Below are 12,221 nucleotides of genomic sequence, written 5' to 3' on the forward strand. Positions count from 1 at the left end.
GCTACTGGAGGGAGCCGTCGACGAGCTTGATGATCATGGAGCAGTCCTTGCCGCCCTCACCCTCGTCGATGAGGCGCTGGAAGAGCTGCTGCACGTGCGTGCCGATCTCGAGCGGGGTCCCGGTGTCCCGGGCGGCGGCGATGGCGAGACCGATGTCCTTGTTGGCCAGCTCGGTGGTGAAGGTCGGCGCGAAGTCGTTGTTCGACGCCGCGGTCTCGACCACGCCCGGCACCGGGTACCAGGTGCGCAGGGCCCAGCTGTCGCCTGAGGACACCGAGGCGATGTCCCAGAACACCTGCTTGTCGAGGCCGAGGCGGTCCGCGAGGACCGCACCCTCCGCCGTGGAGGCGAGGTTGATGAACAGCATGAGGTTGTTGCAGATCTTGGCGGCCTGCCCCGTCGTCGCCCCGCCGGTGGGGATGATGTTCCTCGCCATGGGCTCGATGAACGCGGTCGCGTCCTTCACGGCGCCTTCCTCGCCCCCGATCATGAAGGTGAGCGTGCCTGCTTTCGCTCCGCTGATCCCGCCGGATACCGGGGCGTCCACGAAGCGGAAGCCCTTCTCCGCGGCAGCCTCGTGCAGCGCTGCTGCCGACTCGATGTCGATCGTGGACGAGTCGACGAGGAGCGTCGAGGTGTCGGCGTGCGCGAGGACGCCGTCCTCGCCGAGGTAGACCGCTCGGGCGTGCTCGCCCTTGGGCAGCATCGTGAAGACGACGTCGGCCCCCTTCACCGCGTCCTCGATGCCGGCCACCGAGGTGACGCCGCCCGCCTCGGCCGCGGCCACGGCGCCGGGGTTGAGGTCGAAGCCCCTCACCGTGTGGCCGGCCTGCACGAGGTTGGCCGTCATGGGGCCACCCATGTTCCCGAGTCCTATCCAGCCGATCGTTGCCATGGTCAAGCTCCTTTGCTCGTGGGTGTCATCCGGTCAACCTTCTCCCGCTGCTACAGTGCGATCAAGGGAAGAAATCACAGATCTCATGAACATTTCTGCACAGTCGCAGGGAAGGATGCCGTGGTCGACCCCAAGCGCCTGCCGAGCCCCGACGATCTCCTCATCCTCCTGACGGTCGCCCGCCTGGGCCGCTTCAATGCCGTCGCGGAGTCGCTCGGGACCACGCACACCACCATCTCCCGGCGCATCCTCGCCCTCGACCGGCAGCTCGGCGGGCGGACGCTCGAACGCACGCCGCAGGGGTGGGAGCTGACGGCGCTCGGGACCGACGCCGTGGCCGCCGCGGAGGCGATCGAGGCGAGCCTGGGGGAGCTCGACGCCCGGCTCTCGAACAGTGACGCCCTCACGGGCCTGGTGCGCATCAGCACCCCCGACGGCTTCGGCGCGCGCTTCGTGACGCCGGCGATGGTCCGTGTGCAGCGGCAGAACCCGAGGCTCGACGTCGAGATCCTCAGCGCCACGAGGAAGGCCAGCCGGAACCGTTCCGGCGTGGACCTCGAGGTGGTCGTGGGCCGCACGGGGACCGTGAACGCCGAGCCGATCTTCCTCACCAACTACTTCCTGCGCCTCTACGCGGGCTCCGCCTACGCGGACCGGCGCGGGCTGCCCGAGCGGCTGGAGGACATCCGGCACCACGGTTTCGTCTCCTACGTGGAGTCCGCGCTGCAGGTCCCGGAGCTGGGCCACCGCTCGTCGCAGCTGCCCCTGCCGGCGACGTCCTTCCAGTCCACCAGCATCTTCGCCCAGATCGAGGCGGTGCACGCGGGCGCGGGCCTCGGACTGCTGCCGAGCTTCATGGTGCCCGCGGGATGCGGACTCCTGCCCGTCCTGCACGACGACTTCCACCGGCAGCTGCCCATCTGGGCCGTCGCCCGCCCCGAATCGCTCCGGTCGGCCGCCGTGCAGGGCGCGGTCGCGGCCATCCGGCAGGAGATCGCGGACCGCGCCCATGAGCTCGACGCCTGATACCGACGCCGCGGCTACTTCTTCGAGTTGGCGAGGAGATCCGCCGTCCCGCGGGCGTCCGCCTCGTCGACGTCCTGGAGCGAGATCCCGCGCGTCTCCTTGAGCACGAGCACCGCGACGACGGTCACGCAGCAGGCGAGCAGGAGGTAGACGGCCACCGGCGTGGAGGAGCCGTAATCGCGCAGCAGCGTCGTCGCGATGATCGGCGCGAGCGATCCGGCGACGATCGAGGTGACCTGGTAGCCCAGCGAGACGCCCGAGTACCGCATGCGGGTGGGGAACATCTCCGCCATGATGGCCGGCTGCCCCGCGTACATGAGCGCGTGGAAGAACAGGCCGATCGTGACGGCGAGCAGGATGATGAGGTCGTTCCCGGTGTCCATCATCGGGAAGGCGAAGAAGCCCCACGTTCCACCCAGCACCGCGCCGGCGAGGTACACGGGCTTCCGGCCGAACCGATCCGAGTAGCGTCCCACGATCGGCACGGCGCAGAAGTGCAGGAAGTGCGCCACGAGCAGGAGCAGGAGGATCCGGGTGCGGTCCTCCCCCACGACGGTGCTGAGGTAGGTGATGCTGAAGGTGACCACCAGGTAGTACAGGATGTTCTCCGCGAAGCGCAGGCCCATGGCGGTGAACACGCCCCGGGGGTAGCGCTTGAACACCTCGACGACGCCGTAGCCCTTGGCCTCCTCGACGACCTCCTTGCGTGCTTCGAGGAAGATCGGGGCGTCGTTGACCTTGGTGCGGATGTAGTAGCCGACGATCACGATCACGGCCGAGAGCCAGAACGCCACGCGCCAGCCCCAGCCGAGGAAGGACGCTTCGTCGAGGACGGCCGAGAGGCCGAACAGCACGCCCGTGGCGAGCAGGTTGCCCATGGGGACGGCCGACTGCGGCCAGCTTGCCCAGAAGCCGCGGCTCCTGCTGGGGCTGTGCTCGGCGACCAGCAGGACGGCCCCGCCCCACTCGCCGCCGACGGCGAAGCCCTGGATGAAGCGCAGCACCACGAGGAGGCCGGGCGCCCAGTAGCCCACCTGATCGAAGGTGGGCAGGCAGCCCATGAGGAACGTCGAGACGCCCACGAGGATGATGCTCAGCTGCAGGAGCTGCTTGCGCCCGTACTTGTCACCGAAGTGGCCGAAGACGATGCCGCCGATGGGCCGCGCCACGAAGCCGACGGCGTAGGTCAGGAACCCGGCGATGATGGCGTCCAGCTCGGAGTCCGCGCTGGGGAAGAAGACGGTCGCGAAGACGAGGGTGGCGGCCGCCGCGTAGAGGAAGAACTCGTACCACTCGACCACGGTGCCGGCCATCGACGCGACGACGACCTTCTTCAGTCCCGACTGTTCGACGTCGGGTTCCTGCCGCGACGGTGGTGTGTGCTGCGCTGAACTCATGCGGGCTACTCCTTCGGTGTCCTCGTTGACACGGTGTGCCGTGACCGGCTCCGCTGACAGGTGCGGCCTGTGACACAGGGCACACCGGGGCGTTATGAGTATCGCGTTCGCGGGCAGGGTGATCAACGCCGATTAGTGCAGAGCACTTCTGCATTTACGCACACCTCTCCCCGGCTCCCGGTAGGCGGTAGCGGCTGTTTGAGCGCCGACCCGCTGGGTACGGTACGAAGTATGGCTACCATCGACACCCCCGGTCCCGACGCAACCCACCAGCGCCCCGAGGGCGTCTCCGACACCACGGTCGAGGCGCTCGGTAAGCTCTCCGAGGCCCTCGAGGTCGTGGAGAACGCCCGCGGCTTCCTCTACAACTTCCACCGCCTCACCGGCACGGCGGACCTCAACCTGTCCGAGGCCGAGGAGCTGTTCCGGAAGGCCGGTCACACCGAGCTCGCGGACAAGCTCGCGCGCGAGATCATCGGCCGCAACGTGATCGAGGGCCGCTGGACCTTCCAGATCATGGAGGACTACGACGATCACTACTACGCCGAGTTCAAGGCCTTCGAGAAGGAGGCCCGCGACACCCTCGTGGAGGGCAAGCGCCACCTGTTCGAGGCGGAGATGAAGGAGGAACGCCGGACCAAGGGCAAGGAGCACCACGAGGCGCTGCCACCCGAGGCCTGACTCGGTGACCCGTCCCGCGGCCGAGGCGCCCTATCCGGCGCAGCGGCTCGGCCGCGCCCGTCTCGCCGTCAGCGTGCTCTTCCTGACCAACGGGGCGATGTTCGCGAACCTCCTCCCGCACTACCCCGCCATCAAGGACGGACTGGAACTGAGCAACGCCGCGTTCGGCGTCGCGGTGGCGGCGTTCCCCCTCGGCGCCATCGTGGCGGGCCTCGCCTCGGGTGCCCTGGTCCGCCGCTTCAGGTCCTCGCGCGTGGCGACGGCGGGCACGTGGCTCATCGGCCTGTCGATCCTGCTGGCCGGCATCGCGCCGTCGTGGGCGGTCCTCACTGCCACCCTGTTCCTCGCCGGGGCGATGGACGCCATCACCGACGTGGCGCAGAACTCGCACGGCCCGCGCGTCCAGAAGCTGTACCGCCGCTCCATCCTCAACTCGTTCCACGCGGTCTGGAGCATCGGCGCGGTGCTGGGCGGTCTGATGGGTGCGGCGGCCGCAGGGCTCGCCGTTCCGCGCGGGCTGCACCTGACGGTCTCGTTCGTGCTCTTCAGCATCCTCACGCTCGCCTGCTACCACCTCCTCCTCCCCGGCCCCGAACCGTCGGAGCCGGCGGGCGACGCATCCGTGGAGCCGGGCAGCGGCAGGGCACGACGCCGGACGGTGACGGTCGGCATCCTTGCCGCCCTGGTGGTGGTGGGGATCGCCGGGGCACTCGTGGAGGACGCCGGGAGCACCTGGGCGGCCGTCTACCTCACCGGTTCCCTCGGCGCCGCGCCCACCGTCGCAGGGCTCGGGTTCGTGGCGCTCGTCGGGCTCCAGTTCGTGGGGCGCCTGTTCGGGGACCGCCTTGTGGACCGGTTCGGCCAGCGCGCCGTCGCCCAGGCCGGTGGTGCCCTGGCGGCAATCGGCATGGGCACGGCCCTGCTCTTCCCGTCCATCCCGCTGACCATCGTCGGCTTCGGACTGGCCGGCCTGGGCGTCGCGACCCTCGTCCCCGCGGCCATGCACTCGGCGGATGAACTGCCCGGGCTCCGGCCCGGCACGGGCCTCACCGTGATCAGCTGGCTACTGCGCCTGGGATTTCTGCTCTCGCCCCCGATCGTCGGCGCCGTCGCGGACGCGTCGTCGCTGCGCGTGGGCCTGATCGTGGTCCCGCTGGCGGGCATCCTGACCCTGTTGGCCTCGCCCGTGCTCCCCCGGCGGGTCCCGCCCCGCCGCCTCTGATGCGCAGTACGGGATATGCCGTGCGTCATAGTGTCCGGAGCATCTGTTAGACAATAAGGAGCACGCACGCTCGGGGGATGGGGAACAAATGCGATTCGGTGATTTGCTGCGCCAGGCCCGCAGCGCCAAGGGGCTCACACAGGCCGAACTGGGCGCCGGGGTGTACTCCACCCATTTCATCTCCCTGCTGGAGCGTGGATTCCGCCAGCCCACCCCGGAGATGGTGCAGCACTTCGCCACGCTCCTGGGAATGGACGTGCAGACCCTGAACTGGTGGGTGGAGCCGCCGTCCGCCGAGGACCAGCCGGCGCTCACCACGGCGATGTTCGCTGCCAACTACGCCCGCGACATGCAGGACGACGCCCTGGCCGCCTCCGAGGCGGAGTACGCCGCGAGCGTCGCCTACGAGCAGCGGAACGGGCCGGCCTGGTGGGACATGTCGATGCTGCGGGCGCAGTCGCTCATCGCGCTCCGGCGGCTGGAGGAGGCGGAGGGCGTCCTGCTGCAGATGGACAACCGGTCGCTGATGGCGCCCACCCCCGAACTGCGCTCCGTGGTGCAGGGACGGCTGTCCACCATCGCCCGCAATTCAGGGCGCCTGCTCGAGGCCCTCGACCTCGCCCAGGCATCGGTTGCATCCGCGGCCGAACTGCCCGACCAGGCTCCGGCGCGCCTGCAGGCGGCCTTCATCCTCATCGCCGCCCTGGCGGTCAAGGGTGACCTGGACGAGGCCTGGGAGGTGGCGACCAGCCTCAACATCGCGGATGCAGCACCCACCGTGCCGTCGCTCCTGATCGCGCGCGGAGCATGGGCGATCGGCAACGTCGCGTTCCGCCGCGGTGACGTGGAGGTGGGACAGGAACAGTACGCCCTCGCCGCACGGCTCCTGCTGCCGCAGTCGGACCTCGAGACGTGGGCGGAGTTCCACAAGTCGAGCGCCGAGTTCAAGCTCAAGGCCGGCATCGTGGACCCCTCCGTCCGGGAGTCGCTGACCCACGCGGACCTGGGATTCAGGCTGGTCGGCAGCCCTGTCCACCGCCTGGAGCTCAGCCTCGTGCAGGCCCGCCTCGCCCTGCTGACCGCTGAGCCGGGGACGGCGAAGGAGCTGCTGGACATCGTCGACGAACAGCGTGCCCTGCTCGGTTTCGAGGCGACGACCGATCTGGAGGAATGCCTCGGCCAGTACCACGCTGCCAGCGGCTCCCCCACCCAGGCCGCCCGCCACCTGACGGCGGCCGCCCACCTCTACGCGGAGGCGGGCGCCGACGAGAAGGAGCGCGAACTGCTGGAGCAGGCGCGGGCGCTGCGGAACCGGGCGTGATGGAGCAAACAGCCTCTCCTGCACCTCGTGCACCGGGCATGGACTTTTTCGGTCCTCCCCATGGACACCCTGCGAAGCCCGTCCTACTCTCTTAACCGCCGTCAGCCGCGGGGACCCGCGGGTTGTGCGGGTGATACGGCGGCGGAGCCGCCGCTCGGTGCTGGAGCCGGTCAGAGCGTCTCGACACTTCCTCGCACCGAAGGACAGGCCCATGAGAGGTACCCGTACATCCATCGTGGCGGCGGCACTCGCCGTCACCCTCACGTCCACCGCAGGCGCCGCGATCGCGACTTCACCAGACCCTTATCACGACGGCGGACGATCAGTCACTGCAGGTGAATCCAGCGAACTCGCGACCGGCCTCCTCGGGCCGCTCCGCGTGGCTGTCGGCCGCGGCAACACCGCCTACGTGTCGCAGAATCTGGGCGGCAAGCTCACCAGGGTGGATCGCAGCGGCGAGATCACCACCCTGCTGGACAGACCGGGCATCGAGATCGGTGGGGTCTCCACCCGACACGGCGAGGTGTATTTCACCGAGAGTTCCGGCGGACCGCAGGACCCCGAAGCTCCATACGTCGCCAACGTGAGCGTCCTCGAGGACGGGGAGACGCGCGTGCTCGCGGACCTCGCCGCGCTCGAGACCGAATACAACTACGACGCCGGCAACGAGTACGGCTTCCAGGGCCTCCCCGCCGAATGCGCGAGTCGGATCCCGGCCGACCTTGCCCCCATCGCCCTGCCGCACGGGGGCGAGGCCTACTCACACCCCTACGCCACGGCGGTATCGGATTCCGGACGCTACGTGTACGTCGCGGATGCCGGAGCTAACGCCATCTTCACCGTGGACACGCGCCGCGGCAGTGTGGACGCGACGGTGCTCGAGCCGGTTCCCACCTTGGTGACCGCCGAACTCGTCGCCTCCCTCGCGGAACAGGGCTTCGCCCTGCCCGAATGTGTCGTCGGCGCGACGTTCAACGCGGAGCCCGTCCCCACGGACATCGAGTTCGGCCCCGCCGGCCTGCTGTACCTGACGTCACTGCCGGGCACTCCGGAGGCCCCGGGGTCGGGTTCCGTGCGCAGCTTCGATCCGCGATCGGGCGACGTCGACGTCGTCGTCGCCGGGCTGAACACACCCACCGGTCTGGCGTTCGACCGGCGCGGGAATCTCTTCATCGCCGAACTGTTCGCGAACCGCATCCTGGTGGTGCCGGCGGGGACCGACGAGGCAGTGCCTTTCACGGAGGCTGTGCTACCTGCGGATGTCGAGGTGGACGGCAAGTACCTCTATGCAACCACCAACGCGCTGCCCTGTAGCCCCGAGGTGGTCACGGATCCCCCGTGCGACCCGGCACCGCAGGGTGCGCTGGAGCGCACCCGCCTGGAGTACGGCCGCAAGTAGCACCACCGACGACGGCGCGTCCCGCTCGGGGCGCGCCGTCGCCATGGGTGCCATGAATGCTCGGGAAATCAGTGCTCCGTCGGTCGGTGCTGGGTCGGTCAGCGCTGGTTGGTCAGTGCTGAGGCCGGAAGCGCCGGATGCTGTAGACGATGAACCCGGCCGCCAGCACCCCGGAGAGGATGAGGCTCGAACCGACGCTCCACCCGCCGGGCAGCCACCAGCGCTCGTCGAGCGGCCACCAGGACGGCATGGGCGGATTCACTCCCCACAGCACCCCGAGCAGGATCAGCACGAGGGCGCCCGTGAAGCTGAGCGCGATGGCCGTCCTGGTCCTCACACCCTGTGCCGCCGCCGCGAAGGCCTTCTGCTTGACGGGCTGCAGCCAGCGCCGCGCCCACTCGTACTGCTGCGCGAGCACGGCGAGCCCCGCGACGAGGGCCAGGAGCCCGGGGCCTGGCAGCACGAGGGCCGCCAACCCGATCAGCACCAGCAGCCAGCCAACCACCAGCCCGACGATGCGGCTGACGCCGTGGGGCCTCGTCCGCCCCGCGAATCGGGCGCCCCGGGGACGGCGGCGCTCGGGTCCTGCCATCACCAATTACTCAGTAGGCTTCGCATTCCTCTATCCTTGATGCAAGAGCCGTCCTTGGCAACGCCCGGCAGACCCGGGCCACACCCTTGCCACCACCAGGACCCCAGGCTTCCCGCGCACAGCGGGCCGAGTACAAGGAGATTCATCATGATCGGTTTCATCGTCGCGGGGCTCATCATCGGCGCCCTTGCACGCCTCATCAAGCCCGGCAAGCAGAACCTGGGGCTGGTGGCCACGCTGCTGCTCGGCCTCGTCGGGTCCGTCATCGGCGGCTCGATCGCGAGCCTGCTCGGCACGGGCGACATCTTCGAGCTCAACGTCTTCGGTTTCATCGTGTCGGTCATCGCCGCCGTGCTGCTGATCGGTGTGGCCGAGTCGGTTGCCGGCCGCCGCCGCGTCACGCGCTAGGAGCTCTCCACTCCACGGGAAGGGCGGCTTCGGCCGCCCTTCTCTCGTATCCGGGGCACGTCCCGGCCGCCCCGCTCGTTCTCCGATGTACCCGTGCCCAACTCCCAGCCTGCAGGTGTAGCGTTGGCGCCAGATGGGGCACAGATCCGTTCGGAAGGCTCAATCATGAACAAGAACTGGCGCTGGCTTCCTGCCGGCATCGTTCCGGTCGTCATCGTCACCGCCGCCGTCAGCGGCTCCGCTGTCGCCGAAGCCCAACCGCAGCTGCCCGCGAAGACCGCGCAGGAGCTCCTCGAGTTCGTCGCCACCAGCACCGACGACGCCTACTCCGGCACCGTTGAGCAGTCCTCCGACCTCGGCCTCCCGGATCTCGGGGCGGTCGACGCCCCGGGCCGCACCTCCAGCTCCGACCCGACCTCCATGGCCCTCGAACTCCTGACCGGGGAGCACACGGCCCAGGTGTACGTGGACGGGACGGACAGGGCACGCGTCCAGGTGCTCGACCAGCTGGCGCAGCGCGACGTCGTCGTCAACGGGAACGATGTCTGGTACTACGACTCCGAGTCCAACGAGGCCGCCCACGCCGTGCTGCCGGACAAGGCGGCGGCGAAGGCCGAACTCGAGGCGAAGCTGCAGGAGAAGTCGGCCGAGTACCCCGAGCTGCAGGATCTTCCCCGGACGCCTGCCGAGGTCGCCGAGGTGGTCCTCGCCACGATCGATCCCGGCACCGACATCAGGGTGGACGGCACCAGCCGCGTGGCCGGTCGCAGCGCCTACGAGCTCGTCCTCACCCCCGAGGACGAGGCGACCCTCGTCGGCTCCATCACCGTCAGCGTCGATTCCGAGACCGGCGTCCCGCTGAACGTCACCGTGCTCGCCAAGGGCCAGGAGGAGCCGGCGTTCTCCGCAGGCTTCAGCTCCGTGGACTTCGGCGCCCCCGACGCCGACATCTTCGAGTTCACTCCGCCGGCAGGTGCCACCGTCACGGAAGCACCGACCGCCGACGAGGCGAGGGCCGAGCTGGAGGCCAGGGCCGAGCTGGAGGCCGGGCAGGCGCCGGCCGATGCACCCGCCCAGATGCCCGCAGAGGAGCAGCAGCCCACCGTCATCGGTGAGGGCTGGAGCACCATCGTCGAGCTTCCCGCCGGGACCGCCGGCGGACTGGGTCTCGACCTCGGCACCGGTGACACCGCGGGCATGGGCGAGATCATGGAGATCAAGCCCGGCATGGATCCCGACGAGGTGGCAGGCGCTCAGGCCCTCCTGGAGCAGGCACTCACCCAGGTGGACGGCGGCCGCGCACTGCAGACCTCGCTCGTCTCGGTGCTGATCACCGACGACGGCCGCATCCTCGCAGGCGCCGTCGGCGTCGACCAGCTCGTCGCCGCCTCCCAGCGGTGACCGCGGGAGTGCCCGTGCGGTCCGCCCACGACGAGCGGACCGCGCGGGAGGGCGCCACGGGATTGGCGATCGAGACGCGCGGACTCACCAAGGTCTTCGGTAGGCAGCGGGCCGTCGACGGCGTGGACCTCGCCGTCCCCCGCGGGACGGTATTCGGCTTCCTGGGCCCCAACGGCTCGGGCAAGACCACCACCATCCGCATGCTCCTCGGTCTCGCCGCGGCATCGAGCGGCGAGATCCGGCTGCTCGACGGCGCCATGCCGAAGGACGCCCGCGCCGTCCTCCCGCGGGTGGGAGCCCTCGTGGAGGGACCCGCGATCTATCCGTTCCTCTCGGGGCGCGCGAACCTCCAGCGGTTCGATGCCGCCGACCGCCACACCTCCCCCTCCACCCGGAACGCGCGCGTGGATGCAGCCCTGGAGCGTGTGGGCCTCGGCCACGCGGCGAAGAAGCGGGCCCACGCGTACTCGCTCGGCATGAAGCAGCGCCTGGGCATCGCCAACGCCCTGCTCGCACCACGCGACCTGCTGATCCTCGACGAGCCCACCAACGGGCTCGATCCCCAGGGCACGCGGGAGGTGCGCAACCTCATCCGGTCCCTGTCCGACGACGGCACCACCATCTTCGTCTCCAGCCACCTGCTCGCCGAGGTGGAGCAGATGTGCACCATGATCGCCGTCATGAGCGCCGGTCGGCTCGTAGCGCAGGGCACGCTCGACGACCTCCGGTCCCAGGGCACCGCCCGGGTTCGCATCACCACGCCCGATCCCGCCGACGCGCGCCGCATCCTCAGCGGACTCGGGCTCGTCCCCGAGCCCCACGGGCGAGACGACGTCGTGACCGCCGAGCTCTCCGTGCCCGGGCTGCAGTCGGAAGCGGTGAACGCCGCCCTCGTCCGCGCGGACGTGCGCGTGCGGGGTCTCGAGGTGAGCGGCGCGTCCCTCGAGGACCGCTTCGTCGCACTGACGGGAGAGGGGTTCGACGTTGCCGGCTGACATGGCGCAGGTGCGGCCCGCCCGCGGGCGTCGGTCCCTCGGATTGACGCTGGTGGTCTCGGAGATCACGGTCCTGTTCCGCAGGCTCCGCACGTGGGCGATGATCGGTGCATTGGCGTTGATCCCGATCCTCATCGCCGTCGTCGTCCGCGTCTCCTCCGACGGCGCGGCGAGCGGCCGCGGCCCGGCCTTCCTCAACAGCATCACGCAGAACGGCCTGTTCGTCTCGCTGACGGCGCTCACCGTCGCGATCCCCCTGTTCCTGCCGCTGACCATCGGCGTCGTGGCCGGTGACACGATCGCCGGCGAGGCCAATCTCGGCACGCTGCGCTACTTGCTCGTGGCGCCTGCGGGGCGCCTCCGACTGCTGCTCGTGAAGTACGCGGGGGCGGCCCTGTTCTGCTTCGTGGCGACCCTGACCGTCGTCGTGACCGGTGCGATCATCGGGGCGCTCCTGTTCCCGGTGGGTCCGGTGACTCTGCTCTCCGGGGACACCGTGGGTATCCCCGGGTACTTCGTGCGGCTGCTGCTGCTCGCCCTGTACGTGACGGTGTCGCTCATGGGCCTCAGCGCCATCGGCCTGTTCATCTCGACGCTGACCACCATCCCCGTCGGGGCAATGGCGGCGACGGCCGCGCTGGCTGCCGTCGCGCAGATCCTCGGCGCCCTCCCTCAGCTCGAATGGCTGCACCCGTGGCTGTTCACCAACTACTGGCTGGGGTTCGGCGACCTGCTGCGGGAGCCGATCGTGTGGACCTCCTTCGCGGACAACGCCCTGCTGCAGTTCGGCTACATCGCCGTGTTCGGGACGCTGGCGTACGGGCGGTTCAGCACCAAGGACATCCTGAGCTAGCCCGGAATGGCTCTGCGTTCTTAACTTAGGC

Annotated in this window: 12 protein-coding genes; 9 read left to right on the forward strand and 3 right to left on the reverse strand. The window is 69.7% G+C overall.

Annotated features, from left to right (window positions below):
- Position 1 precedes the first annotated feature (1 nt).
- Complete coding sequence (gene mmsB / locus CI785_RS05500; protein WP_105031093.1) at positions 2–895, reverse strand: 3-hydroxyisobutyrate dehydrogenase; 894 nt, start codon at positions 893–895, stop codon at positions 2–4.
- Positions 896–1,015: 120 nt separating this feature from the next.
- Here mmsB and CI785_RS05505 point away from each other — a divergent pair, with 120 nt between their 5' ends.
- Positions 1,016–1,921: a LysR family transcriptional regulator gene (locus tag CI785_RS05505; RefSeq protein WP_240615023.1), complete on the forward strand. Its 906-nt coding sequence runs from the start codon at positions 1,016–1,018 to the stop codon at positions 1,919–1,921.
- Positions 1,922–1,935: 14 nt separating this feature from the next.
- Here CI785_RS05505 and CI785_RS05510 read toward each other — a convergent pair whose 3' ends face one another.
- Positions 1,936–3,318, reverse strand: a complete 1,383-nt coding sequence (locus CI785_RS05510) for an MFS transporter (protein WP_105031094.1) — start codon at positions 3,316–3,318, stop codon at positions 1,936–1,938.
- Positions 3,319–3,549: 231 nt separating this feature from the next.
- Between CI785_RS05510 and CI785_RS05515 the strand changes: the two genes are divergently transcribed.
- The 4 genes from CI785_RS05515 to CI785_RS05530 all read left to right on the forward strand — a co-directional run bounded on the left by CI785_RS05515 (position 3,550) and on the right by CI785_RS05530 (position 7,941).
- Complete coding sequence (locus CI785_RS05515; RefSeq protein WP_105031095.1) at positions 3,550–3,999, forward strand: hypothetical protein; 450 nt, start codon at positions 3,550–3,552, stop codon at positions 3,997–3,999.
- 4 nt (positions 4,000–4,003) lie between these two features.
- Positions 4,004–5,221, forward strand: coding sequence for an MFS transporter (locus tag CI785_RS05520; RefSeq protein WP_240615024.1), 1,218 nt, complete (start codon positions 4,004–4,006; stop codon positions 5,219–5,221).
- An 88-nt stretch (positions 5,222–5,309) separates the two neighbouring features.
- Positions 5,310–6,542, forward strand: a complete 1,233-nt coding sequence (locus tag CI785_RS05525; protein WP_105031096.1) for a helix-turn-helix domain-containing protein — start codon at positions 5,310–5,312, stop codon at positions 6,540–6,542.
- Positions 6,543–6,753: 211 nt separating this feature from the next.
- A complete protein-coding gene (locus CI785_RS05530; RefSeq protein WP_105031097.1) occupies positions 6,754–7,941 on the forward strand; it encodes a ScyD/ScyE family protein in 1,188 nt (395 codons plus the stop codon).
- A 112-nt stretch (positions 7,942–8,053) separates the two neighbouring features.
- On the opposite strand, the gene CI785_RS05535 is transcribed toward CI785_RS05530, so the two are convergent.
- On the reverse strand, positions 8,054–8,533 hold the full coding sequence (locus tag CI785_RS05535) for a PGPGW domain-containing protein (protein ID WP_105031098.1): 480 nt from the start codon (positions 8,531–8,533) through the stop codon (positions 8,054–8,056).
- Between the two features lie 147 nt (positions 8,534–8,680).
- On the opposite strand from CI785_RS05535, the gene CI785_RS05540 reads away from it, so the two are divergent.
- From CI785_RS05540 to CI785_RS05555, 4 genes are all read left to right on the forward strand, one after another.
- Positions 8,681–8,941 (forward strand): GlsB/YeaQ/YmgE family stress response membrane protein, encoded by a 261-nt coding sequence (locus CI785_RS05540; protein WP_105031099.1) that lies wholly within the window; start codon positions 8,681–8,683, stop codon positions 8,939–8,941.
- Positions 8,942–9,106: 165 nt separating this feature from the next.
- Complete coding sequence (locus tag CI785_RS05545; RefSeq protein ID WP_105031100.1) at positions 9,107–10,342, forward strand: LolA family protein; 1,236 nt, start codon at positions 9,107–9,109, stop codon at positions 10,340–10,342.
- 14 nt (positions 10,343–10,356) lie between these two features.
- Positions 10,357–11,337 (forward strand): ABC transporter ATP-binding protein, encoded by a 981-nt coding sequence (locus tag CI785_RS05550; protein WP_240615025.1) that lies wholly within the window; start codon positions 10,357–10,359, stop codon positions 11,335–11,337.
- A gap of 1 nt (position 11,338) precedes the next feature.
- Complete coding sequence (locus CI785_RS05555; RefSeq protein WP_105031101.1) at positions 11,339–12,190, forward strand: ABC transporter permease; 852 nt, start codon at positions 11,339–11,341, stop codon at positions 12,188–12,190.
- Positions 12,191–12,221: the final 31 nt, after the last annotated feature.

The organism is Arthrobacter ruber (genome assembly GCF_002954225.1).
Lineage (GTDB): Bacteria > Actinomycetota > Actinomycetes > Actinomycetales > Micrococcaceae > Arthrobacter_D > Arthrobacter_D ruber.

Coding starts and splice junctions, on each gene's coding strand:
- CI785_RS05535 (WP_105031098.1), bottom strand. CDS start 8,533: ATGGCAGGACCCGAGCGCCGCCGTCCCCGGGGCGCCCGATTCGCGGGG.
- mmsB (WP_105031093.1), bottom strand. CDS start 895: ATGGCAACGATCGGCTGGATAGGACTCGGGAACATGGGTGGCCCCATG.
- CI785_RS05540 (WP_105031099.1), top strand. CDS start 8,681: ATGATCGGTTTCATCGTCGCGGGGCTCATCATCGGCGCCCTTGCACGC.
- CI785_RS05525 (WP_105031096.1), top strand. CDS start 5,310: ATGCGATTCGGTGATTTGCTGCGCCAGGCCCGCAGCGCCAAGGGGCTC.
- CI785_RS05510 (WP_105031094.1), bottom strand. CDS start 3,318: ATGAGTTCAGCGCAGCACACACCACCGTCGCGGCAGGAACCCGACGTC.
- CI785_RS05555 (WP_105031101.1), top strand. CDS start 11,339: ATGGCGCAGGTGCGGCCCGCCCGCGGGCGTCGGTCCCTCGGATTGACG.
- CI785_RS05530 (WP_105031097.1), top strand. CDS start 6,754: ATGAGAGGTACCCGTACATCCATCGTGGCGGCGGCACTCGCCGTCACC.
- CI785_RS05545 (WP_105031100.1), top strand. CDS start 9,107: ATGAACAAGAACTGGCGCTGGCTTCCTGCCGGCATCGTTCCGGTCGTC.
- CI785_RS05515 (WP_105031095.1), top strand. CDS start 3,550: ATGGCTACCATCGACACCCCCGGTCCCGACGCAACCCACCAGCGCCCC.